The organism is Streptomyces sp. 8N706, assembly GCF_052245415.1.
Classification (GTDB): domain Bacteria; phylum Actinomycetota; class Actinomycetes; order Streptomycetales; family Streptomycetaceae; genus Streptomyces.
Map to the genome: position 1 here is coordinate 90,411 of NZ_JBQQBW010000001.1, position 24,130 is coordinate 114,540.

General features: G+C 72.4%; 19 protein-coding genes. 13 read left to right on the forward strand and 6 right to left on the reverse strand.

From position 1 onward, the window contains the following. Positions 1 to 76: 76 nt before the first annotated feature. On the reverse strand, positions 77 to 1,774 hold the full coding sequence (gene paaN / locus ACTWQE_RS00440) for a phenylacetic acid degradation protein PaaN (protein ID WP_443326721.1): 1,698 nt from the start codon (positions 1,772 to 1,774) through the stop codon (positions 77 to 79). Between the two features lie 177 nt (positions 1,775 to 1,951). Between paaN and ACTWQE_RS00445 the strand changes: the two genes are divergently transcribed. Beyond that, complete coding sequence (locus ACTWQE_RS00445; RefSeq protein WP_443326722.1) at positions 1,952 to 3,472, forward strand: 3-hydroxyacyl-CoA dehydrogenase; 1,521 nt, start codon at positions 1,952 to 1,954, stop codon at positions 3,470 to 3,472. Continuing rightward, complete coding sequence (locus ACTWQE_RS00450; RefSeq protein ID WP_443326723.1) at positions 3,469 to 4,074, forward strand: TetR/AcrR family transcriptional regulator; 606 nt, start codon at positions 3,469 to 3,471, stop codon at positions 4,072 to 4,074. The genes ACTWQE_RS00445 and ACTWQE_RS00450 overlap by 4 nt, the downstream gene beginning before the upstream one ends. Positions 4,075 to 4,272: 198 nt before the next feature. Here the strand turns inward: ACTWQE_RS00450 and ACTWQE_RS00455 are convergent, their stop codons facing one another. Beyond that, positions 4,273 to 4,773 carry an Lrp/AsnC family transcriptional regulator gene (locus ACTWQE_RS00455; RefSeq protein WP_443326724.1) on the reverse strand — a complete coding sequence of 167 codons (501 nt, stop codon included), beginning with the start codon at positions 4,771 to 4,773 and terminating at the stop codon, positions 4,273 to 4,275. Between the two features lie 226 nt (positions 4,774 to 4,999). Between ACTWQE_RS00455 and pdhA (ACTWQE_RS00460) the strand changes: the two genes are divergently transcribed. From pdhA (ACTWQE_RS00460) to ACTWQE_RS00500, 9 genes are all read left to right on the forward strand, one after another. Further along, a complete protein-coding gene (gene pdhA / locus ACTWQE_RS00460; protein WP_443326725.1) occupies positions 5,000 to 6,142 on the forward strand; it encodes a pyruvate dehydrogenase (acetyl-transferring) E1 component subunit alpha in 1,143 nt (380 codons plus the stop codon). Beyond that, complete coding sequence (locus ACTWQE_RS00465) at positions 6,139 to 7,191, forward strand: alpha-ketoacid dehydrogenase subunit beta (protein WP_443326726.1); 1,053 nt, start codon at positions 6,139 to 6,141, stop codon at positions 7,189 to 7,191. The genes pdhA (ACTWQE_RS00460) and ACTWQE_RS00465 overlap by 4 nt, the downstream gene beginning before the upstream one ends. Further along, positions 7,191 to 8,927 carry a dihydrolipoamide acetyltransferase family protein gene (locus ACTWQE_RS00470; protein WP_443326834.1) on the forward strand — a complete coding sequence of 579 codons (1,737 nt, stop codon included), beginning with the start codon at positions 7,191 to 7,193 and terminating at the stop codon, positions 8,925 to 8,927. Before ACTWQE_RS00465 ends, ACTWQE_RS00470 begins: the two co-directional genes overlap by 1 nt. A gap of 54 nt (positions 8,928 to 8,981) precedes the next feature. Beyond that, positions 8,982 to 9,992, forward strand: a complete 1,011-nt coding sequence (locus tag ACTWQE_RS00475; RefSeq protein WP_443326727.1) for a DUF6457 domain-containing protein — start codon at positions 8,982 to 8,984, stop codon at positions 9,990 to 9,992. Further along, a complete protein-coding gene (locus ACTWQE_RS00480) occupies positions 9,989 to 11,995 on the forward strand; it encodes a molybdopterin-binding protein (RefSeq protein ID WP_443326728.1) in 2,007 nt (668 codons plus the stop codon). The genes ACTWQE_RS00475 and ACTWQE_RS00480 overlap by 4 nt, the downstream gene beginning before the upstream one ends. Then, positions 11,992 to 13,062, forward strand: a complete 1,071-nt coding sequence (locus ACTWQE_RS00485) for a potassium channel family protein (RefSeq protein WP_443326729.1) — start codon at positions 11,992 to 11,994, stop codon at positions 13,060 to 13,062. Before ACTWQE_RS00480 ends, ACTWQE_RS00485 begins: the two co-directional genes overlap by 4 nt. A gap of 315 nt (positions 13,063 to 13,377) precedes the next feature. Next, the gene (locus ACTWQE_RS00490; protein ID WP_443326835.1) at positions 13,378 to 14,355 is read left to right on the forward strand and encodes an NAD(P)H-quinone oxidoreductase; all 978 of its coding nucleotides are present in this window, start codon (positions 13,378 to 13,380) and stop codon (positions 14,353 to 14,355) included. A gap of 250 nt (positions 14,356 to 14,605) precedes the next feature. Further along, positions 14,606 to 15,403: a hypothetical protein gene (locus ACTWQE_RS00495; protein ID WP_443326730.1), complete on the forward strand. Its 798-nt coding sequence runs from the start codon at positions 14,606 to 14,608 to the stop codon at positions 15,401 to 15,403. A 137-nt stretch (positions 15,404 to 15,540) separates the two neighbouring features. Beyond that, positions 15,541 to 16,104: a bacterial proteasome activator family protein gene (locus ACTWQE_RS00500; RefSeq protein ID WP_443326731.1), complete on the forward strand. Its 564-nt coding sequence runs from the start codon at positions 15,541 to 15,543 to the stop codon at positions 16,102 to 16,104. Positions 16,105 to 16,288: 184 nt separating this feature from the next. Here ACTWQE_RS00500 and ACTWQE_RS00505 read toward each other — a convergent pair whose 3' ends face one another. Continuing rightward, on the reverse strand, positions 16,289 to 17,986 hold the full coding sequence (locus ACTWQE_RS00505) for a protein kinase domain-containing protein (protein ID WP_443326732.1): 1,698 nt from the start codon (positions 17,984 to 17,986) through the stop codon (positions 16,289 to 16,291). Positions 17,987 to 18,318: 332 nt separating this feature from the next. Between ACTWQE_RS00505 and ACTWQE_RS00510 the strand changes: the two genes are divergently transcribed. Continuing rightward, the gene (locus ACTWQE_RS00510) at positions 18,319 to 19,914 is read left to right on the forward strand and encodes a protein kinase domain-containing protein (protein ID WP_443326733.1); all 1,596 of its coding nucleotides are present in this window, start codon (positions 18,319 to 18,321) and stop codon (positions 19,912 to 19,914) included. 256 nt (positions 19,915 to 20,170) lie between these two features. Here ACTWQE_RS00510 and ACTWQE_RS00515 read toward each other — a convergent pair whose 3' ends face one another. The 3 genes from ACTWQE_RS00515 to ACTWQE_RS00525 form a co-directional block, all read right to left on the reverse strand. Next, positions 20,171 to 21,178 (reverse strand): phosphotransferase, encoded by a 1,008-nt coding sequence (locus tag ACTWQE_RS00515; protein WP_443326836.1) that lies wholly within the window; start codon positions 21,176 to 21,178, stop codon positions 20,171 to 20,173. Positions 21,179 to 21,362: 184 nt separating this feature from the next. Beyond that, positions 21,363 to 21,797: a pyridoxamine 5'-phosphate oxidase family protein gene (locus tag ACTWQE_RS00520; protein ID WP_443326734.1), complete on the reverse strand. Its 435-nt coding sequence runs from the start codon at positions 21,795 to 21,797 to the stop codon at positions 21,363 to 21,365. Between the two features lie 186 nt (positions 21,798 to 21,983). Beyond that, positions 21,984 to 22,643, reverse strand: a complete 660-nt coding sequence (locus ACTWQE_RS00525) for a response regulator (protein ID WP_443326735.1) — start codon at positions 22,641 to 22,643, stop codon at positions 21,984 to 21,986. A 320-nt stretch (positions 22,644 to 22,963) separates the two neighbouring features. Between ACTWQE_RS00525 and pdhA (ACTWQE_RS00530) the strand changes: the two genes are divergently transcribed. Next, positions 22,964 to 24,130, forward strand: a complete 1,167-nt coding sequence (gene pdhA, locus ACTWQE_RS00530; protein WP_443326736.1) for a pyruvate dehydrogenase (acetyl-transferring) E1 component subunit alpha — start codon at positions 22,964 to 22,966, stop codon at positions 24,128 to 24,130.

A 24,130-nucleotide genomic window follows, 5' to 3' on the forward strand; every position in this document is an offset into this window, starting at 1 on the left:
TCCGTCACAGGCCGATCTACGGCGCCGCTCCGTCACAGGCCGACCGTGGTCACGCCCGGCCCGACTCCGTACGTGGTCAGGCCGGGCGCCGGACCTCGACCGTCCGGAAGCGGTCGGCCACGAACGCTCCGTCGCACAGCGCGGCGTTCGCCGCGGGGTTGCCGCCCGAGCCGTGGAAGTCGGAGAACGCAGCGGTCTGGTTGACGTACACCCCGCTGGTCAGATTCAGCGACAGCTGGGCGCACTCCTCCAGACAGGCCTCCTCGACCAGCTGCTCGACCTCCGGGGAGGTCGTGTACGCGCTCACCGTCATCGCTCCCTTGTCCCGGACCGTGCGGCGCAGCAGCTCCACCGCGTCCGCCGACGAGTCCACGGCCACGGCGAAGGACACCGGTCCGAAGCACTCCGACAGATAGGCGGCTTCCGCCTCCGCCCCGTCCCAGTACTTCCGCGCTCCGTCCAGCTTGACGATGACGGGGGTGCGGACGGTCGCGCCGGGGAAGTCCGGGTGGGTCACCTGACGGGACTCCAGGGCGACATCCCCGAGGCCCGAGGCCGCCTCGAGACGCTCCCGGACCTGCGGATTGACGAGCGCGCCCAGCAGTGCGTTCGCCCGGGTGTCGTCGCCCAGCAGGCCCCGCACGGCGCCCGCGAGGTCGGTGACGACCTCGTCGTAGGACTTGTGTCCGGCGTCCGTGGCGATGCCGTCGCGCGGGATGAGGAAGTTCTGCGGGGCCGTGCACATCTGCCCGCTGTAGAGCGACAGCGAGAAGGCAAGGTTGCTCAGCATGCCCCGGTAGTCGTCGGTGGAGTCGACGACCACGGTGTTCACCCCGGCCTTCTCGGTGAAGACCTGGGCCTGACGGGCGTTGGCCTCCAGCCAGTCGCCGAAGGCTGTGGAGCCGGTGTAGTCGATGATGCGGACCTCGGGGCGCACGGCCAGTGTCCTGGCCAGGCCTTCGCCGGGCCGCTCGGCCGCCAGCGCCACCAGGTCGGGGCCGAACCCGGCCTCGGCCAGGACCTCGCGGGCGACGGTCACGGTCAGGGCCAGCGGGAGTACGGCGCGCGGGTGCGGCTTGACGAGCACGGCATTGCCGGTCGCCAGCGACGCGAACAGGCCCGGGTAGCCGTTCCACGTGGGGAAGGTGTTGCACCCGATCAGCAGCGAGATACCGCGCGGCACCGCGGTGAACGCCTTGCGCAGGTTCAGCGGATCCCGCTTGCCCTGCGGCTTGGACCAGTCCGCGGCCTCCGGGGTGCGGACCTGCTCCACATAGGCGTACGCCACCGCCTCCAGACCGCGGTCCTGGGCGTGCGGCCCGCCCGCCTGGAAGGCCATGGTGAACGCCTGGCCGCTGGTGTGCATGACCGCGTGTGCGAACTCATGGGACCGGGCGTTGATCCTGGAGAGGATCTCCAGACAGACCATGGCACGTGCCTCGGGGCCGGCCTCCCGCCACGCGGGCATCGCCGCGCGCATCGCGGGAAGCAGCACGTCGACGTCCGGATGGGGGTACTCCACGCCCAGCTCGGGCCCGTACGGCGAGACTTCGTCGCCCACCCATCCCTCGGTGCCGGGCTGGTCGAGGCCGAGACGCTTGCCGCGCAGCGCGTCGAAGGCGGCCTGGCCGTCACCGGCCGCATGCTCCCCGTACGCCTTCGGATGCTCCGGGTGGGGAGACCAGTACGCACGGGTGCGGATGGCCTCCAGCGCCTGGTCGAGGGTCGAGCGGTGCTTCTCGACCAGCTGGAGAGCGGTGAGATCGGCGGCCATGGCTGACCAACTCCTCGTTGAGCTGGGCTGGGTATCGAGTGCCTGAGGTCGGGGGCCCACGGGTGTGTGCCTGCGGCGGGGCCCACGGGTGTCCCCGGGAGATACTGTAACCGAACGATCGGTCGGGACAAGGGGGCCCGTCGGTCCTGTGGACAACTCGTCGGGGAGGATCTCACCATGACCGCAATCGACCGGACGGGCATCGTCGCCGTGGTGGGCACCGGGACCATGGGCCAGGGCATTGCCCAGGTCGCGCTGGTCGCCGGGCACCCGGTGAGGCTGTACGACGTGGCGCCCGGCCGGTCGGAGGTGGCCGCCGGGGCCATCACCGCCCGGCTCGACCGGCTCGTCGAGAAGGGCGGGCTGACGGCCGCGGAACGCGACGCGGCATGCGGCCGGCTCAGCGCGGTCACCGAACTCGGCGGTCTGGCGGACGCCCACCTCGCCATCGAGGCGATCCTCGAGGAAGTGGGCGCCAAGCAGCAGCTGTTCACCGCTCTGGAGACCGTGGTCTCCGACGACTGCCTGCTGGCCACCAACACCTCCTCCCTGTCCGTCACGGCTGTCGGCGGAGCGCTGCGCCACCCCGGCCGCCTCGTCGGCCTGCACTTCTTCAACCCGGCTCCGCTGCTGCCGCTGGTGGAGGTCGTGAGCGGCTTCGCCACGGACGAGGCCGCGGCCACGCGCGCGTACGACACGGCGACCGCCTGGGGGAAGACGCCCGTCCGCTGTACGGACACCCCCGGCTTCATCGTCAATCGCGTCGCCCGGCCCTTCTACGCCGAGGCCTTCCGTCTGTACGAGGAGCGGGCGGCCGACCCCGCCACCATCGATGCCGTGCTCCGGGAGTCCGGTGGCTTCCGGATGGGCCCGTTCGAGCTGACGGATCTCATCGGCCAGGACGTCAACGAGGCCGTGACGCGCTCGGTGTGGGAGTCCTTCTTCCAGGACCCGAAGTTCACCCCGTCCCTCGCCCAGCGCCGGCTCGTCGAATCGGGACGCCACGGGCGGAAGTCCGGCCGGGGCTGGTACCGGTACGGCGAAGAGGCGGGGAAGCCGCAGCCGCACACCGCCGAGCCGTGCGACGCCCCCGACGCGGTCGGATTCCACGGCGACCTGGGCCCGGCGGCCGTGCTCGCCGAGCTGGTCGCCGAGGCGGGTATCAAGGTCATCCGTGATCGCACCACCGTGTCCGAGGGGTTCATCGCCCTGCCCGGCGGTGTGCGGCTCACCCTCACCGACGGAGCGGCCGCAACCACCGATTGCTCCGGTCCGCACATCCGGTTCGATCTGGCGCTGGACTACCGCACCGCCACGCGGATCGCGCTGGCGCCCTCCGACACCGTCGCCCCCGAGGACCTGCGCGCCGCCATCGGCCTGTTCCAGGCGCTCGGCAAGCAGGTCAGCGTCATCGACGACATCCCCGGCATGATCGTCGGGCGTACGGTCGCGATGCTCGCCGACTTCGCCACCGAGGCCGTCGCGCGCGGGGTGGCCAGTGCCGAGGACGTCGACACCGCCATGCGCCTCGGTGTGAACTATCCCCGAGGTCCGCTGGAGTGGGCGGACGCGCTCGGAGCCTCATGGGTGCGCGGCGTCCTGTGGGGCCTCCACGACGCCTACCCCACCGGCCGCTACGCCCCGTCCCAGCCTCTGCTCCGCCGTGCCGCGGCCGAAGGGAAGCTGCTCTCATCATGACCATGGCCAAGCGCGACACCTACACGCCCGAATCGCTGCTCGCGGTCGCCGTCGAGGTGTTCAACGAGCGGGGCTACGACGGCACCTCCATGGAGCATCTCTCCCGGGCCGCCGGGATCTCCAAGTCGTCGATCTACCACCACGTCCGCGGCAAGGAGGAACTGCTGCGGCTCGCCATACGGCGTGCCCTGGACGGGCTCTTCGCGATCCTTCAGGAGCCGGGGGCGAGCGGTGGCCGGGCCATCGACCGGCTCGAACACGTGACCCGTCGCACCGCCGAGGTGCTGATGGCCGAACTGCCGTACGTCACGCTGCTGCTGCGGGTGCGGGGCAACACCGACACGGAACGGTGGGCCATGGCGCGCCGCCGCGAGTTCGATCAGCAGGTCGCCGAGCTGCTCAAGCAGGCCGCGGCCGAGGGGGACCTGCGGGACGATGTGGATCTCCGGTTGGCCACCCGGCTGCTGTTCGGCATGATCAATTCGATTGTCGAGTGGTACCGGCCGCATGGCGGCGGCCCCTCCGAGGGCGAGGACGTGGCCGAGGCGGTCGTACGGATGGCCTTCGCGGGCCTGCGGACGTCGGCGCAGCCCTCGCCGTAGACCCGGCCTGGCGGTGGGCCCGGCTCGGCCGTGGAACCGGCCCTGCCGTGGGTACGGCCTTCGGCGCAGCGCCCAGAGCCCGTGCCGGCGCCACGCCGCGTCGTGGCCGGACCTCGCCGCGCTCTCCCTGGGCCCGGCCTCGGTGCGGCCCTCGTCGTAGCCCTCACCCGGTGACCGGCCCCGGCGCGGGAGCGGCCGTCATGTCTCCGGCTGGTTCTCCGGCCAGAGGTCCGTCTCCTCGAAGACCAGCAGGGTGCGGGTGCTCAGCACCTCCGGTATCGACTGGATGCGGGTCAGGACGAGCTCCCGCAGCGCCCGGTTGTCCTCGGTGTGCACCAGCAGCAGAACGTCGAAATCGCCGCTGACCAGGGCGATATGAGCGGCGCCGGGGAGCTCCTGGAGCTGTTTGCGGACCGTGCGCCAGGAGTTCTGCACGATCTTCAGCGTGATGTACGCGGACGCGCCCTGGCCGGCCCGCTCCTGGTCGACACGGGCACTGAACCCGCGGATGACGCCGTCGTCGATGAGCCGGTTGATACGGGCGTAGGCATTGGCGCGGGAGACATGCACCCGCTCGGCCACGGAGCGTATCGACGCGCGGCCGTCGGTGCGGAGCATCCGGAGAATGGCGCGGTCGATCGCGTCCAGGGGGCGCGTGGGTGGAATACGGCCCTCGTCGGCCATCCGTTCAGTCGCCATCCCCCTGTGCCTCCCCACTGTGGACGTCCTGTCTTCATCTCAGGCTGTGGAAAACCGTTTGTCCACAGGCTGAGGCCGCGTGTAGCCAAAATGTGCCGACGACCGAACAATCGGTAGGTGAGACGCGCCACAGTGCGTCCGACGGAGAGCCCTGCCCGTCGTCCCCGGTCGGCGGGCACGAGGTCACCGATGCCGAAGGCCAGGCGAATCCCAGGAGGTGCCCGATATGACGGTCCTCGAACAGCCCGGGTCGTACCACCCGGCCCCGCCGCCCTCCTGGCGGCCCCGTACCGACCCCGCGCCGCTGCTGCCCGACGCGGAGCCGTACCGCCTGCTGGGCACTCCCGCCGCGCGCGACGCCGACCCGGGGCTGCTGAAGCGGCTCTACGCCGAGCTGGTGCGCGGCCGTCGGTACAACACGCAGGCCACCGCCCTCACGCGGCAGGGCCGGCTGGCCGTGTATCCGTCGAGTACCGGCCAGGAGGCCTGTCAGGTCGCCGCCGCTCTCGTCCTCGAGGACCAGGACTGGCTCTTCCCCAGCTACCGCGACACCCTGGCGGCCGTGGCCCGCGGGCTCGACCCCGTGCAGGCGCTCACGCTGCTGCGCGGCGACTGGCACACCGGCTACGACCCGCGCCGGCACCGTGTCGCGCCTCTGTGCACCCCGCTCGCCACTCAGCTCCCCCATGCCGTGGGGCTGGCGCACGCCGCCCGTCTGAACGGTGATGACGTCGTCGCACTCGCCCTGGTCGGCGACGGCGGCACCAGCGAGGGGGACTTCCACGAGGCGCTGAACTTCGCCGCCGTCTGGCATGCCCCGGTCGTCTTCCTGGTCCAGAACAACGGCTTCGCGATCTCCGTGCCGCTCGCCAAGCAGACGGCCGCGCCGTCTCTGGCCCACAAGGCGGTGGGATACGGCATGCCCGGCCGGCTCGTGGACGGCAACGACGCGGCCGCGGTCCATGAGGTGCTGAGCGCGGCCGTCGGACGGGCTCGCGCCGGCGGTGGGCCGACGCTCGTCGAGGCCGTCACCTATCGGATCGAGGCTCACACCAACGCGGACGACGCCACCCGCTACCGGCCCGACGACGAGGTCGAGGAGTGGCGGGAGCACGACCCGATAGCCCTGCTGGAGCGGGAGTTGCGGGCCCAGGGCCTGCTGGAGGATGCGGAGGTGCGGACCGTGCGTGAGTCCGCCGAGGAGCTCGCGGCGGATCTGCGGGCCCGTATGAACCAGGATCCGGTGCTGGATCCGATGGATCTGTTCACCCACGTCTACGCCGAGCAGACCGGGCAGCTGCGCGAGCAGGCCGCACAGCTGCGTGCCGAGCTCGACGCCGCCGAGCATGAGGGAGAGGGCGGGAAGTGACCACTGCACCAGCCACTGCCGGCCCGGCCGCCGCCGTGCGCAAGCCCGCCACCATGGCGCAGGCCCTCGGGCGCGCACTGCGCGACGCCATGGCCGAGGACCCGTCCGTCCATGTGCTCGGTGAGGACGTCGGCACGCTGGGAGGCGTCTTCCGGATCACCGACGGTCTCGCCGGGGAGTTCGGCGACGACCGCTGCACGGACACTCCGCTGGCGGAGGCCGGCATCCTCGGCACGGCGGTCGGCATGGCGATGTACGGGTTGCGGCCCGTGGTCGAGATGCAGTTCGACGCTTTTGCCTACCCGGCGTTCGAGCAGCTCATCAGCCATGTCGCGCGGATGCGCAACCGCACGCGCGGCGCGATGCCGCTGCCCGTCACCGTGCGGGTTCCGTACGGCGGCGGGATCGGCGGTGTCGAGCACCACAGCGACTCCTCCGAGGCGTACTACATGGCGACGCCCGGGCTGCATGTGGTGACTCCGGCGACGGTCGCGGACGCGTACGGCCTGCTGCGGTCCGCGATCGCCTCCGACGACCCCGTGGTCTTCCTCGAACCCAAGCGGCTCTACTGGTCGAAGGCCGACTGGTCGCCGGAGGAGCCGGAGGCGGTGGGGCCCATCGGGCGTGCCGCGGTGCGGCGGGCGGGGCGCAGTGCGACCCTCATCGGCTACGGGCCGTCCGTACCGGTGTGTCTGAAGGCCGCGGAGGCGGCGACGGCGGAGGGCTGGGACCTCGAAGTCCTGGATCTGCGGAGCCTGGTGCCGTTCGACGACGATGCGGTGTGCGCATCCGTCCGCCGGACCGGACGGGCGGTCGTCGTGCATGAGTCCACCGGCTTCGGTGGTCCCGGAGGGGAGATCGCCGCGCGGGTGACGGAGCGGTGCTTCCACCATCTGGAGGCGCCGGTGCTGAGGGTCGCCGGATTCGACATCCCGTATCCGCCCCCGATGCTCGAACGACACCACCTGCCCGGTGTGGACCGTGTGCTCGACGCGGTGGCCCGGCTGCAGTGGGAGTCGGAGTGGACGCCGGGGGAGGTGGGGCGCTGATGGCCGTGGTGCGGGAGTTCACCCTGCCGGATCTGGGCGAGGGGCTGACGGAGGCGGAGATCGTCCGCTGGCTGGTGCAGGTCGGGGATGTCGTCGCGGTCGACCAGCCGGTGGTGGAGGTCGAGACGGCGAAGGCGATGGTGGAGGTGCCGTGTCCCTACGGGGGCGTGGTGACCGCGCGCTTCGGGGAGGAGGGGACGGAACTGCCCGTCGGAGCACCGCTGTTGACGGTCGCGGTGGGGGCGAGCGATGTGACGGCGCCGGAATCCGGCGCAGCGGACGGCGCGGAAGGGGACGAGGGCTCGGGGAACGTCCTCGTCGGTTACGGCACGGGTGCGCCTGCCGTGCGCCGGCGCAGGGTCCGGCCCGTGGGCGGTTCCCCCCGCCCGTCCGGCCCGGAATCCGGACAGAACGGCCGTGCGGCGGCCGGGAGCGGCGGCGCCGGGGTAGGCGGCGACAGGACCGGCGGGGACGGGGTCAGTGGTGCCGGGGGCAGCGGCGCCGGGGCCCACCGGGCGGAGACCGGAGCGGCCGGGCTCGGGGGCGCCGGGGTCCGCCCGGCGGAGGCCGGAACGACCGCCCCCAGGAGCGGTCACGCCGCCGACGCGGCCCGCCGGTCGGAGAGCGGGCCGCCCGCCCCCGTACACGGTCACGGCGCCGACGGACCCGTCGCCGTGATCTCGCCGCTGGTGCGGCGGCTGGCGCGGGAGCACGGGGTGGATCTGCGCGAGGTGCGCGGGTCCGGGCCCGACGGGCTGATTCTGCGGGCCGACGTCGAGGGAGCCGCGCGGGCGGCCGTCCGGGCGGCCTGGGGTGGCCGTGGCGAAGAAGCCCCGTACGCCGCCGAGGGCACGACCGGCCCCGGTCCCGGCTCCGCCCCGACAAGGCCCACGACGGTCGGCGGACCGCAGCCGGGCGCGGGGCCCGGCCCGGTGACCGGCCCTCAGCCTGGGGCGGTGACGGGTGACCAGTACGGCCCGGTGACCGGTGAGCAGTACGGCGCGGAGTCCGGCCCGGTGCGCGGTCGGCAGGTCGGTCCAATGCCCGGCGCGGAGCGCATACCGCTGCGCGGGGTCCGGGGGGTCGTTGCGGACAAGCTCTCGCGGAGCCGACGGGAGATCCCCGACGCGACGTGCTGGGTGGACGCCGACGCCACCGAACTGATGGCCGCCCGTGCCGCCATGAACGCTGCCGGCGCTCCCAAGGTGTCGCTGCCGGCGCTGCTGGCCCGTATCTGCACCGCAGCGCTCGCCCGCTACCCCGAGCTGAACTCCACGGTGGACACCGACGCCCGGGAGGTCGTCCGGCTGCCTGCCGTCCATCTGGGCTTCGCGGCGCAGACCGAGCGGGGCCTGGTGGTTCCCGTCGTACGGGACGCGCACACGCGTAACGCGGCAGCGCTGTCGCAGGAGTTCGACCGGCTCACGGAGGCCGCGCGCGCCGGTGCTCTCACGCCGACGGACCTGACCGGCGGCACCTTCACCCTGAACAACTACGGCGTCTTCGGTGTCGACGGCTCCACTCCGATCATCAACCACCCCGAAGCGGCGATGCTCGGCGTCGGGCGGATCGCCCCGAAGCCATGGGTGCACGACGGCGCATTGGCGGTGCGGCAGGTCGTACAGCTGTCGCTCACCTTCGACCACCGGGTGTGCGACGGCGGCACGGCCGGGGGCTTCCTCCGGTACGTCGCCGACTGCGTCGAGCAACCGGCGGTGCTGCTGCGCACGCTGTGACGCGTGCGGTCCGCCGAGTCCGCCCGGGCACGCGGCTGCGGGGATACTCGGTGCATGACTGCGCAGGTGTACGACGCCGTGGTACTGGCCGGAGGTGCCGCCAAGCGGATGGGCGGGGCGGACAAGCCCGGACTGCCGGTGGGCGGGAGACCGCTCCTGGACCGGGTGCTGGGTGCGTGCGCCGACGCGGCCGGGACCGTCGTCGTCGGCGCCCGGCGGCCGACCGTACGGCCCGTGCGCTGGGCTCGGGAGGACCCACCGGGCGGTGGACCGCTTGCTGCCCTGGACGCGGGCCTGGGCCAGGTCACGGCGCCGGTCGTGCTCGCGCTCTCGGCCGACCTGCCGTTCCTGTCGTCCATCACCGTACGGGCCCTGCTCGCCGCCCTGGACGGCGCGCAGGGGACACGGGGGGCCGGCGCGGCGCGCGCGGCCACTCCGGCGGGGCGGCGTGGGGCGGCGGAGACGGAGGGGGCCGGGGTGGCGGACGGGGAGAGTTCCGCAGCCAAGGCCGACGGGGTGGTCATCACCGACGCCGACGGACGTGACCAGCCGCTTGTCGCCGTCTATCGCACCGAGTCGCTGCGCCGTGAACTCGCCCTGCTCGCCACCGAGCACGGCGGTCTCGCCCATCTGCCGCTGCGCCTGCTCACCGAGGAACTCGCCCTCCACCGCATACCGGAGCCCGACGCCGCCGCGTCCTTCGACTGCGACACCTGGGAGGACCTTGCCTCGGCCCGTGCCCGCATCAGGGAGCATGGGAACGTGCTGGACGAATGGATTGCCGCAGTCAAGGATGAACTCGGGATCGAGTCGGACGTCGACACCGGCCTCCTGCTGGACCTCGCCCGCGATGCCGCGCACGGCGTGGCACGCCCCGCTGCGCCGCTCACCACCTTCCTGGTGGGGTACGCGGCGGCTCGGGCGGACGGGAGCCCCGCCGAGGTGGCGGCCGCAGCCCGGAAGGCAGCGGCGCTCGCCGAGCGCTGGGCGGCGGAGTCCCAGGGCGGACCGGACGGCGCCCCGGACAGTGGCCCCGAGAGCGGCCCGGGAAAGACCCCGGGATGACCAGCCAGGACGCGGGCCGCCAGGCCACCACCCCCGCCACCGGAGATGCCGTCGGCCGGGAGGCTCCCGCTGCCCCGGACGCCCTCGGCCGGGAGGGTGTCGGCCGGGACGCCGTCGGGCGGGAGGACGTCGGCCGGGAGGGGGTCCGCCGAACCGCCGTCGGACCGGATCTCGCCGACCGGGAGACCGTTCTGCAGGAGGCCCAAGATGTAGCGAAGGCGCGGGGCGTCCGGGGTGTCGCGGACGGAGACACCGGCGACCGGGAGACCGCTGACCGGAACATTGCCGACCGCGACACCGGCGACCGGAAGACCGCTGACCGGAACACTGCCGACCGGGATGCCGTCCGCCGGGATGCCGCCGACCGGGATGTCGACCGGGCGGTGGACGAGGCACTGGCCATCGTTGCCGCCACCTCCTCCGACAGATCCGATCGGACTTCTTCTGCCGGGGCCACTCCTTCCAGTGACTCACCGCCCTCTTGCACCGCGGCCCCCTCCGGCGGTTCAGCGTGCTCCGGTGCCGACGACTCCTCCCGCTCCTCCCGTGCCGCCGAGCCCCCCTGGTCCGTCGGATCTTCCGCCCCCGGCCCCGAGGCGGCTGCCCCCGACGCTCGCTCCTCCGGCCCCGATCGTCGCTCCGGCCATGATCGCCCGTCCGCCGGCCAGGGTCGCCCGTCCGCTCCCGATCGTCCCTCGGGCCCCGGCACCCCTCGTAGGCATGCTCACCCCGTCACCGCGTGGCCCGAGGCCAGGGAACGGGCAGCGAGGGCCGCGAGCGGCCCCTTGCCGACGGTGGTGCGGCCGCTGGAGGACGCGCTCGGGCAGGTGCTCGCCGCGCCGCTCGTCGCCCAGACCGATCTGCCGTCCTTCGACACCTCCGCCATGGACGGCTGGGCCGTCGCCGGGCCGGGCCCGTGGCGGATCGCCGCGCCCGCCGGGCCCGGCGTTCTCGCCGGACACGACGAGCCCGCCCTCCTGGAGGACGGCCACGCGGTCCGTATCGCCACCGGTGCCCGCGTCCCCTCCGGTACGACGGCCGTTCTGCGCAGCGAGCACGGTGAGCGGCGAGACGGGCCGGGCGGCCACGCCCGTCTGTACGTCGACGCCGACCGTGATGTCGCCCCCGGCCAGGACATCCGCCCCCGCGGCCAGGAGTGCCGCCGTGGCGACCGGCTGCTGCCCACCGGGTCGCTCGTCACCCCCGCCGTCCTGGGACTCGCCGCCGCCGCGGGATACGACGAGCTGCCCACCGCCACCCGTCCCCGTGTCCAAATCCTCATCCTGGGCGACGAGTTGCTGCACACCGGACTCCCCCGCGACGGCCGTATCCGCGACGCGCTCGGCCCGATGCTCGGCCCCTGGCTGCGCGCGCTGGGCGCGGATGTCGTCGGCACTCAGCGCCTGGGTGACGACGCGGACGTCCTCCACAAGGCCGTCACCACCTCCACCGCTGACCTCGTCGTCACCACCGGCGGTACCGCCTCGGGCCCGGTCGACCACGTTCACCCGACGCTGCGCCGGGCCGGTGCCACGCTGTTGGTCGACGGTGTCGCCGTACGCCCCGGCCACCCCATGCTGCTGGCCCGGCTCGCCCCCGGAAGACACCTGGTGGGGCTCCCCGGCAATCCGCTCGCCGCGGTCTCGGGGCTGTTGACACTCGCCGAGCCCCTGCTCCGTACGCTCTCCGGCCGCGCCCCGTACCCGTACGCCACCACGGCGCCGTTCGCCGCCGATGTGCAGGGCCACCCCCGCGACACCCGCCTCGTCCCGATCGCCCTGCGCGGCGACCGGGCCATGCCGCTGCACTTCAACGGACCGGCCATGCTCCGCGGAATCGCCACTGCCGACGGGCTCGCCGTCGTACCGCCGGGAGGCGCCGGAGCCGGGACCGAAGCGGAGATCCTCGAACTCCCCTGGCCGGTAAGCCCGGCAGGGACGGCCCGGTCCTCCCCGGCCCACCGTTCCGATGCGGGGCCGCAGGCCGGAGGAGCCGCCCGGTGAACTCCTCCAGGCACGACGCCGACGACCGCGCCATAGGTGACGTCAGCCGCCACCGCATCCACCTCCCCCGGCGCACCGTCCACGGCCCGCTCCAACAGGTCGGCCGACGGCTGCTGATGGCCCTGCTGGTGATGGTGACGACCGTCTTCATCGTCTATGCGGACCGCGCGGAGTACCACGACAACGCCGATGATTCGGTCAGCTTCCTCGACTGCGTCTACTACGCGACCGTGACGCTCTCCACCACCGGATACGGCGACATCGTCCCGTACGGCGACGGCGCCCGGCTGCTCAACGTCCTGCTCATCACGCCGCTGCGCGTGCTCTTCCTGATCATCCTGGTCGGCACGACTCTCGAGGTCCTCACCGAGCGCACCCGTGAGGAGTGGCGGCTGGCCCGATGGAGGTCCTCCTTGCGTGATCACGTCGTTGTTGTCGGATTCGGTACCAAAGGCCGCTCCGCCGTGGAGACCCTGGTCGCCAAGGGGCACCGGAAGCAGCATGTCGTCATCGTCGACCCGAGCCAGAAAGCCATCGACGCCGCGAGCGAGGAGGGGTACGTGGGCGTGGTCGGGGACGCGACACGCAGCGACGTGCTGCTACGGGCCGAGGCGCAGCGTGCCAAGAAGGTCATCATCGCGACGCAGCGCGACGACACCGCGGTGCTGGTGACGCTGACGGCACGTCAGCTCAACCGGGGCGCCAAGATCGTCGCGGCGGTGCGGGAGGAGGAGAACGCGCCGCTGCTGCGCCAGTCGGGCGCGGACGCCGTGATCACCAGCTCCAGTTCCGCGGGACGTCTGCTCGGCCTCTCGGTGCTCAGCCCCAGTGCGGTCACGGTCATGGAGGATCTGATCCAGCAGGGCAGCGGACTCGACCTGGTCGAGCGGCCCGTGGTGAAGTCCGAGGTCGGACGGTCGGTACGGGACACGGACGACCTGGTCGTCTCGGTGCTGCGCGGGCACCGGTTGCTGGGGTACGACGACCCCAAGGCGAGCCCGCTGGAGGCGACGGACCGGCTGATCACCATCGTCCGGGCCGAACCCCCGTCGGCCGAGCCGCAGTGAGCACGGTGAGGGCCCGGGCTGCCGTACGGCGCGAGTGCGTGCGGGCCGTACGCCTACCGAGCCCGATCCGCCACCGAGCCCGGTCTGCCTACCGAGCCCGGTCCGCCCGCCGTGCGCGCCCGATGCGTCGTCCGGCCGCGAGTCTTCGTACGGGCGTCTCCCTGCCGTGCCCGGTTCGCCGTACGGGCCCCGCTTCGGGCTGTCCTCGTACGGCCACGAGCCGTCGTACGGCGAGTCTGCCCCGATGCGTCGTACCGGCCCGTCGAGCGGTGATCGCTGTGCCGGACGGCGCGGAGTAGCCTCGCGGCCATGCCTATGCAAGCGATCACCATTCCCGAACCCGGCGGACCCGAGGCCCTGGTGTGGGCGGAGGTCCCGGAACCCGTACCCGGCGACGGAGAGGTGCTGGTCGAGGTCGTGGCCAGTGCCGTCAACCGCGCCGATCTCCTCCAGCGCCAGGGCTTCTACGACCCGCCGCCCGGCTCGTCCCCGTATCCCGGCCTGGAGTGTTCGGGCCGGATCGTCGCCCTGGGCCCCAATGTGTCGGGCTGGGCCGTGGGCGACGAGGTGTGCGCGCTGCTGTCGGGCGGCGGATACGCGGAGAAGGTCGTGGTCCCGTCCGGCCAGTTGCTGCCCGTACCGGAGGGCGTCGACCTCATGACGGCCGCGGCGCTGCCGGAGGTCGTCTGCACCGTCTGGTCGAACGTGTTCATGGTCGCCCATCTCCGCCCCGGGGACGGTCTTCTGGTGCACGGCGGCTCCAGCGGTATCGGCACGATGGCGATCCAGTTGGCGAAGGCGGTGGGCGCGCGCGTCGCCGTGACGGCGGGCAGTGCCGAGAAGCTGGAGCGCTGCCGGGAGCTGGGCGCGGACATCCTGATCAACTACCGTGAGCAGGACTTCGTCGAGGAGCTCCGCAAGGCCACGGACGGCGCCGGGGCCGACGTGATCCTCGACATCGTCGGCGCCAAGTACCTCGACCAAAATGTGAAGTCCCTTGCCGTGAACGGCCGACTGGCGATCATCGGCATGCAGGGCGGCCGCAAGGGGGAGCTGGACCTGGGCGCGCTGCTCGCCAAGCGCGGCGCTGTCACCGCGACCTCGCTGCGCGGGCGGCCCCTCTCGGAGAAGGCCGCGATCGTCGCGGCGGTCCGCGAGCACGTATGGCCGCTGATCAGCGCCGGGCGGGTCCGCCCGGTCGTGGACCGTACGGTGGCGATGCGGGACGCGGCCGAGGCTCACCGTGTGGTGGAGGAGAGCGGTCACGTCGGGAAAGTCCTGCTCACCGTGTGAGGACACCGTGCGAGACCTCATGAGACACCGCGCGAGCACACTGTGTGAGGACACCTCACGAGGACACCGCGCGCACACCCTGTGAGGCCGCCCTCGACCCGACCCCCTCCCGTGGCCGACCTTCGGCCGGTCCCGTGGCCAACCGCTGGAAGGCCTCGAACAGGCCCAACATCCGAGATGCCGGAAGTCATCGACCGTGTGACGCTGAACACTGGCACTCGACGGCTCGGCACGGGAGGGGGTCACGGCCGTGGCTCCAGCGCTCCGCACACGTTTGGCCATCGGCTTCCTGGTAGGGGCGGCCCTGCTGCCGGCTCCGGCGGCCCTCGCCCTCGACCGTGCGTCCGTCCCCACCGAGGGATGGGCACCGGTCGCCAGGCCGCCGCACGCGCAGACCGTCGGACGACTCGGCGGCCTCGTGCACGGCTCCCGCCCGATGGCCGACCCCGAGGACCCGCCGGTCGGTCCCGCGGCCCCACGATCCGGTTCCGCGGACGAGCGGGGCAGGGACCAGCAGGCGGATCCCGGCACGCCGTGGGCCGGGCGGCGCGCGGGGGAGGGCCGGGTGCGGCCGGGCCGGGCGCCCGGGACGGCCGACCGGCCCGGGTTCCCACCAGGGGTGCCGGGATGGGCCCACGCGCTGGACCCCAGTGCCCCCGCCGACGGGTCCGCCCGGCCCGACAGGCCGGGACGGCCGCTCTCTCCTCCGCCCCGGCCGTCCGTCTCTCCCACGCCCACGCCCACGCACCAGGGCGTCCTGCGGCCCCCGGCGTCTCACGCGTGGTCCCCGGCCCCGACCGCGCGGGACGGGCTCGAGGCGGTACGGCCGCGCCCCCCGCTTCCGTACGAGCCGAGCCCGCCCGGTGACTCCGTCACCGCTCCCTCGGCCGCGACGACGGGCAGTGATCCCGGTACCAGCGGCGACAGCCCCGATCAGGCGGTGGGCAGGCCCACGGGGCGGATGCTGCGCGTGCTGCCCCTCGGCACGGGCCTGGCGCTCATGGGGATCGGGCTGGCGTTCATCGGCTTCCGGCTCCGGCAGCGCTGAGCCGGTTCTCGGCGCCCTTTGTCGTCCCGCCGTGTGCCACGGCCCCTGTATTCGCGCCGTACCCTCCCAAGGAGGGTGGATCACGGAGGCGCGGGGGCAGAACGCCTTCCAGGTACGTGTGCGAGAGAATGGGCGGCATGGAGATGCCGAGGAACGAACGGTCGCAGGAGAGTCCCCAGGTACTGGTCGTCGGACCGGACGGAATGGCTCTCGGCAACGCCAGCCCCGGCGGCGGGGAGGGTGACGACGAGTCGCGCGAGGTCCCCGTGACGGAGATGGTCGAACAGCCGGCGAAGGTCATGCGCATCGGCAGCATGATCAAGCAGCTTCTGGAGGAGGTCAGGGCCGCTCCTCTCGACGAGGCGAGCCGGGTCCGGCTCAAGGAGATCCACGCCAGCTCAGTGAAGGAGCTGGAGGACGGTCTCGCACCCGAGCTGGTGGAGGAGTTGGAGCGGCTGTCCCTGCCGTTCACCAACGAGACCATTCCCACCGAGGCGGAGCTGCGGATCGCCCAGGCCCAGCTGGTCGGTTGGCTCGAGGGCCTGTTCCATGGCATTCAGACGGCGCTGTTCGCCCAGCAGATGGCGGCACGGGCGCAGTTGGAGCAGATGCGCCGGGCGCTGCCGCCCGGGGTGATGGCCACGGAGGGCGGCGAGGAGGGCCAGGCCCCCGGCGGAGCCCGCTCGGGTCCGTACCTCTGAGCCACGGAAGCGGAACGATCGGGGCCCGGCACGCGATCCGCGTGCCGGGCCCCATTTCTGCCAGGTCCGCTTCTCCGCGCGGTGTGCGTCCGCACTGCCGTACGGCGCGTCGCGACCGCGTTGTGCTGCCGTACGGGCCCGGCGCGTCGGGAGCGTGTCCTGCTGCCGTCGGGCAGCCGGGCCGTCAGGCCGGCTTGCCCGTCGACACCGTCAGCACGAACTTCTCCGTCTTGTCATGGGGGTCGAACGGCTCGCCGTCGAGCGGAGTCTGACGGAGCACCAGGTCCTTGCCCCAGGTGTTCTCGTCCTCGTACACCACGTCGTACTGCCAGCCCGCCGCCCGCATGCAGTCCTTCACCGACGAGAGGTCCCGGTACCGGAAGTCGGGCGCCGAGATCTTGCTCTTGTCGTCCCAGTACTCGTAGGCGTCGGTGCACTTCTCCTGCTTGATGACCTTGGTCTTGTCACCCGGGTTGAACTCCGCCCCGGTACCGCCGGTGCCACCGGTGCCACTGGCATCGCCGGCCGTGGAGGGCGGCCGCTGCGGCTGGACCGTCTGTTTGTCGTCGGCCCGGTTGCCGCCGCCCTCGCCCTGGTTCAGGGCCAGTACCGCGACGAGCCCGCCGATCGCCAGCAGCGCCACCACGATCGCGCCCACGACCACCGGCACATTGCTCTTGCCGCCGCCACCCGGCGGCGGGGCGGCGGGAGACATCGTGTACGGCGGCGGGGTCTGCGCACCGCCGTGGTACGGAGAGGGCCCCGGGGCCTGGTAACCCTGCTGCTGCAACGGGTGCGTGGGCGGCGGCGGGGTGGTCGGCCCGAAGCCGCCCATCTGCGCCCCGTGCGGGTGGGGCTGGTACGGGGTCTGCACCTGCGGCGGGGCCGGGGCCCGCTGGTCCACCGGCGGGAAGACCGCCGAGCCCACGCCCGCCCCGCTGCCCGCCGGCGGCCCGCCCGTGATGATCAACGGCGCGGCGGACTGTCCGCTCCCCGCCACGCGCGCGCACTCGTCGCGCATCGACTCGGCCGTCGGGAAACGCTCGTTGGGGTTCTTCTTCAGCGCCCGCGCGACGAGTGCGTCGACGGCCGGCGGTATGGAGCCGTTGATGGTCGAGGGAGCGACCGGCTCCTCCTGGACATGCGCGTACGCGATGGCCAGCGGCGAGTCCGCATCGAAGGGCAGCCGCCCGGTCAGCAGCTCGAAGAGCATGATGCCCACGGAGTACAGATCGGACCGCGCGTCGACGCCCCGGCCCAGCGCCTGTTCCGGTGACAGATACTGCGGGGTGCCGACGACCATGCCGGTCTGGGTCATGGAGGTGACTCCGGACTGCATGGCCCGTGCGATGCCGAAGTCCATGACCTTGACCACGTTGCGCTTGGTCACCATCACATTGCCCGGCTTGATGTCCCGGTGGACCAGGCCCATCTCATGGCTGACCTCGAGCGCCGCCAGCACATCGGCCGTGATCTTCAGCGCCTTGTCCGTCGGCATCGCGCCGTGCTGCGCCAGATCCGCGTCGAGCACCGAGCGCAGCGGCCGGCCCTCCACGTACTCCATGACGATGTAGGGCACCATGGCGCCGGAGACCCCGTTGTCGTCCGGCAGCGCGTCCTCGCCGGAGTCGAAGACGGAGACGATGTTGGTGTGTGAGAGTTTCGCCACTGACTGGGCCTCGCGGCGGAAGCGCTCGCGGAAGGACTGTTCCCGGCCGAGTTCGGTGTGCAGCGTCTTGACCGCGACCTGCCGGTCCAGCACGGTGTCGTACGCGAGGTGCACGGAGGCCATGCCGCCCGCGCCGAGCAGGTCGCGCAGCTGGTAGCGGCCACCACCGACGGAACGGCCCTCGTAGCGGCCCTGTGCGCCGTCCTGACTCATCTGTCTGCTCCCCCCGTGGCGCACGGCCATGCGATGTGGCCTCGACGTACCGGCTGTGCCCATGCAATGTTCATGATTATCGGGCCAAGTCTGCCCGAGGGGTCGGACACGTCAAGCCGCATGCCCGTTCCGTGACCGGATGCGCAACAAGCGTTCATGAAGCGTTACCGCCTCACCACGGGATTTGCGCCGTCGCCGCCGCAGCGGATTGGATGGCCTGTCCATCACGGACCGGCGCGCCCTCCGGACCCTGTAGCGTGCCTTAGCGGAACACGGAACACCGTAGGACCGCCGCGACTCATGCACGCGGACAGAAACGACGGCGAGGACCGATGGCACAGACGCAGCGCGCCCAGGGCCCGTCCGAACCCGAAGCCTCCGGCGGGGGAGCCCCCGACGCACCGGAGCAGTGGGGTGACGGCGGGCTCGTCGGTGACGGCCGCTACCGCCTCACCCACCGCCTCGGCCGCGGTGGCATGGCCGAGGTCTTCGCCGCCGAGGACGTGCGCCTCGGCCGGACGGTCGCGGTGAAGCTCCTCCGCGCCGACCTCGCCGAGGACCCGGTCTCCAAGGCCCGCTTCACCCGCGAGGCCCAGTCGGTCGCGGGCCTCAACCACCACGCCGTGGTCGCCGTCTACGACTCCGGCGAGGACGTCGTCGGTCCGAACACCGTGCCGTACATCGTCATGGAGCTGGTCGAGGGCCGCACGATCCGCGATCTGCTGCTCAACGCCGAGGCGCCGCCGGCGGACCAGGCGCTGATCATCGTCTCCGGGGTGCTGGAGGCGCTGTCCTACAGCCATCACCACGGCATCGTGCACCGCGACATCAAGCCCGCCAACGTCATCATCACCCACAGCGGCGCGGTCAAGGTGATGGACTTCGGCATCGCCCGCGCGCTGCACGGCGCGGCCAGCACGATGACCCAGACCGGCATGGTCATGGGCACGCCGCAGTACCTCTCCCCCGAGCAGGCTCTCGGCAAGGCCGTCGACCACCGCTCGGACCTCTACGCCACCGGCTGCCTGCTGTACGAACTGCTCGCCCTGCGCCCGCCGTTCACCGGTGAGACCCCGCTCTCGGTGGTCTACCAGCACGTCCAGGACATGCCCGTGCCCCCGTCGGAGGTCTCCGACGGGGTGCCGCCGGAGCTCGACGGGCTCGTCATGCGCTCGCTCGCGAAGGATCCGGACGACCGCTTCCAGAGCGCCGAGGAGATGCGCGGGCTGGTGCAGTACGCGCTGCAGATGCTCGCCGACAAGGGCGGTCACACCGGGGTGTGGGACACCGGACCGGTGGAGCACGCGGGTATGGCCACCCCGGCGAGGGGCATGACCGGTACGAGCGTCCTGCCGCACCCGAACCACGGTGACACCTCGCAGCTCGGCGCGGGTGGCCCGCTGCTCCCGGGCGGCCGGGACGACGACGGCGGCTTCGACGGCGGTCACCGGCCCGGCGGCGGGAACGGCAAGGGAGGACGCGGCAAGATCTGGCTGCTCGCCGCGCTCGCGGTGATCGCGATCCTCGTCGGTGTCGTCTACGCGCTCGACAACCGCTCGCAGCAGACGGACAAGAACCCCAAGGACACCCCGTCGCACTCCCAGCCGACGAAGCAGAAGCCGACGAAGTCCCAGGAGGAGGAGACGACGGAGGGCAACACCGAGCCCGGCGGCGGCTCGGTCGGCGGCGAGGAGGACTACACCCCCTCGTACACCCCCTCCTACACCCCGAGTGACACCCCGTCCGAGACCCCCTCGTACACCCCGAGCTCGCCGCCCAGCGAGACCACCACGGGCGGTACGGACGACGGCGGCACCGACGGCTCCCCCACGCCCTCCGAGGACGACACCGGCACGGAGGACGGCGAGAACGGCGCCGACGGCGGCGGCATCGGCAGCCCGGGCGCGGTCGAGGGCCCGACCGGCTGAGGCACTGCGGGACGGGCTGAGGCCCGCTGCGGCGGTCCGGCCCGCGAGGTGGGCCGACGGCGGCGGTGTCCTGCGCCGTCCTCGGCCTCGTCCGCGGTGTCCCGACGGTCGGTTCGAGGCGGGCCGGGACGGTCCCGGTCTTCGACGACGAGCCCTTCACCGTCCGCGGCGGTCCGTAGGTCGCCTGCATCCCCTCGTCGGGTGGCGTTGGAGGGGCGCGCAGCCAGGGAACCGGGCGTCCGCGACTCCCTGGACGTCAGCCCATGAAGGCGTCGCGGACGGCTTCGTACTCGCGGGTCCACCACACCGACAGCGCCGCCGCAGCCGGGAACTGCGGATCCGCCCGGCGGTCGTGGGCCTGATAGCGCCAGCGCAGCATCCAGAAGTCGTTGAGCCGCTCCCACCAGACGCGGTGCACGGCCGCCGCCAGCTCCTCCGCCGTGGCACCGGTGGCCCGGCGGTACGCGCGCGCGTACGGCCGTACCTTGCACAGCGCCAGCGTGCCCCCCGGGCCCACGAAGAAGATCGCAGCGGCCCGGACCGCTTCCTCCGCGCGGGGCTGTACGCCCAGCCGGTCCCAGTCGAGGATGGCCGCGGGCTCCGCTCCCCGGTAGAGCAGGTTCAGCGGGTGGAAGTCACCGTGCACCCAGCCCGTGGCGGGCTCCGCGCCCGCCTTCGGGCGCCGGTGGGCGTGCCGCTCGAGCAGCGCCCGGCGTTCGACGAGCCGGTGCTCGGCGAGCTCGTCGAACGCGTCACGGGGCCGCCGCGCGCGGGCGAGGGCGAGCAACTCCTCGATCAGTTCGAAGGTGTCGGAGGGGTCAGCGCTCTCCACACGGGGCTCGCCCCCCGGGGCCGACGGCGGCATCACCCGCTCCAGGCAGGTGTGGACCAGCCCCAGCAGGGCGCCCAGACGCCGGGACTGGGCGGCGGTGAGCTGACCGCCGTCCCGGTGCCGGCCGTCCACCCAGGGGTGCAGGGCGTAGCAGCGGCCGCCGATCACCGCGACCGTACGGCCGTCGGCGTCAGCCACCGGCGGGGCGACCGGGAGGCCCATGGCGCCCAGCCGCGCTGTCGCGCCGTGCTGACGCGCGATGGCGGCGCAGTCGCCGTCGAGGTGGTGCTTGAGGAAGTACCGGCCTCGGGTGGTGGCCAGGCGATAGCCGCGGTTGAGCAGACCCTCGGCGACGCGCTCACAGGACAGCGGCTCTCCCGCACCCTCGTACCGGCCCAGCAGAGCGCACAGAGTGCCGCCGTCCGGAGCGATACCGGACGGGCCGTCGTCCGGGGTGTCCGCCGGGCCGTCGTCCGGGGTCGTGCCCGCCGGGCCGCCGTCCGCAGCGATGACGGCAGTGCTGCCGTCCGGAGCGGTCCGGGGTGGTGGCAGGGCGGTCAGGGCGGCGGAAGCGGCATATGAGCGCGGCACTCGCCAGATGTTAGATCACGTGGGGTCACGCAGAGTGCCCAGTGCGTCGCACAGGGACTCCGGCCAGTGTGTGCACGGTGATGAAGCGCGGTTCGACATGCAGATACGCGGGGTCGAAGGGCGCGCTGTCGGCGCTGTGCGGCATCCGGCCGAACAAGGCCAGCTCCCGCGGTCCGGGTTCGACAGCGCGGGCGGTGCCCGCGAACTGCACGGACCAGACGTCCTCGCTGCCCTGGCCGGCGTTGTCCGCTCCGTAGGCGATCACATTGCCGTCACAGGCCCGGTGGTAGCCGTATCCCCGGTGCAGCCGCAGCAGGACCCGGTCGTCGTCCGCGACGATGTGCCGCGCCGGCGTCACGAAGGGTAGAGCCCGCATGCTGACCGAGAGCCGGCCGTATGCGGTGCTGCGCAGAAGGTCGATCGCGCGGTGGCCGGATGCTGTGGAGGGCTCGGGGGACATGTCTCCACCCTGACCGGCCGGAACGGGTCGACCTAGGGGCCGCGGCCCTCGGAGGGGAGGCCCTTGGTCCCGATCCGGGCAGGTCGGCCCGGAGGAGCCGGACGAAGGACGCTGGGCCCCGTGGCCCCGGTCCGCCCGGAGGGGCCGGACGAAAGATGCCGACCCCGTGGCGCCGGTCCGGGCAGGTCAGCCCTTCTCCGCCTGGAGCCGTGCGACATATGCGGCAGCCTGGGAACGGCGTTCCATTCCGAGTTTCGCGAGCAGGCTGGAGACGTAATTCTTGATCGTTTTTTCGGCGAGATGCAGCCGGTCTCCAATGGCCCTGTTGGTCAGACCCTCGCCGATCAGTTCGAGAATCTTCCGTTCCTGCTCCGTGAGTTTCGCGAGCCGGGCATCGCTCTCGGGGACATTTCCGCCGCGCAGCCGTTCCAGAACGCGGGCGGTCGCCACCGGATCGAGCAGGGATTTCCCGGCCGCCACATCCCGTACGGCCGACAGCAGCTCATTGCCGCGTATCGCCTTCAGGACATAGCCCGCGGCGCCCGCCAGGATCGCGTCGAACAGGGCCTCGTCATCCGCGTACGAGGTGAGGATCAGGCATTTGATGTCCTCGTTCGCCGAGCGGATCTCCCGGCAGACCTCCACTCCGCTGCCGTCGGGAAGCCGTACGTCCAGCACGGCGACGTCGGGCCGGGTGGCCGGGATACGGGCCAGGGCGTCGGCGGCGGTGCCGGCCTCGCCCACCACATCGATGTCGTCCTCGACGGACAGAAGCTCATGGACCCCACGGCGTACGACTTCATGGTCGTCGAGGAGAAATACTCTGATTTTTCCTTCTTCGGACACACGGTCAGTCTCACATACGAACCCTTCCCGTGCTCTTGTCCTCCGGGATAACGTGCCGTTGGCCCGGAGGGCTGCAAGGCTGTGACCAGTGGTTGTTCCCCACTTCCTCGATTTACTTGGAAATCCAAGAAAACTCGCAGGTCAGAGGGGTTTCGCAGAGATGCGGAGCACTGGGTAACGTGCCTATTGCAGGCCGTTGCCCCGGGCGCCTGTCACGCCCGGTTCGGTCCGCCGCACATACCCCGTGCGCCGTTTCGAAGCGGGTGAGCCTTACTGGCCGCCGGCGGATCCCGGGGGCCGGACAGACGGAGGAGCACACCGTGACCGTGGAGAGCACTGCCGCGCGGAAACCGCGCCGCAGCGGCGGCAAGCGCGCCGGCGCCAGGAAGCCGCAGGCCGACCAGCCCGAACTCGTACAGCTGCTGACGCCGGAGGGCGAGCGGGTCGAGGACCCCGAATACTCGATCGACCTGACGCCCGAAGAACTGCGCGGCCTGTACCGGGACATGGTGCTGACCCGTCGCTTCGACGCCGAGGCCACCGCACTGCAGCGCCAGGGCGAGCTGGGCCTGTGGGCCTCGCTGCTCGGCCAGGAGGCCGCCCAGATCGGCTCCGGCCGCGCCCTGCGGGACGACGACTACGTCTTCCCGACCTACCGCGAGCACGGCGTCGCCTGGTGCCGCGGGGTCGACCCGACCAATCTGCTCGGCATGTTCCGCGGGGTGAACCACGGCGGCTGGGACCCGAACAGCAACAACTTCCACCTGTACACGATCGTGATCGGCTCCCAGACGCTGCACGCGACCGGTTACGCGATGGGGGTCGCGAAGGACGGCGCGGACTCGGCCGTCATCGCCTACTTCGGTGACGGCGCCTCCAGCCAGGGCGACGTCGCCGAGGCCTTCACCTTCTCCGCGGTCTACAACGCGCCCGTGGTCTTCTTCTGCCAGAACAACCAGTGGGCGATCTCCGAGCCCACCGACCGGCAGACCCGTGTCCCGCTCTACCAGCGCGCCCAGGGCTTCGGCTTCCCGGGTGTACGGGTCGACGGCAATGACGTGCTCGCCTGCCTCGCCGTCACGCGGTCCGCGCTGGAGCGGGCCCGCAGCGGGCAGGGCCCGACCCTCGTCGAGGCCTTCACGTACCGCATGGGGGCCCACACCACCTCCGACGATCCGACGAAGTACCGGGCCGACGACGAGCGGGCGGCCTGGGAGGCCAAGGACCCGATCCTCCGGCTGCGGACCTACCTGGAGAAGGAGGGCCTCGCCGACGAGGCGTACTTCTCCGGGCTGGACACGGAGAGCGACGCGCTCGCCAAGCGGGTCCGGGAGGCCGTACGCGCCATGCCGGACCCGGACACCATGGCGATGTTCGAGAACGTCTACGCCGACGGGCACGCGCTCGTGGACGAGGAGCGCGCGCAGTTCGCCGCGTACCAGGCGTCGTTCGCCGATGAGGCGGAGCCCGCCGGGAAGGGACACTGA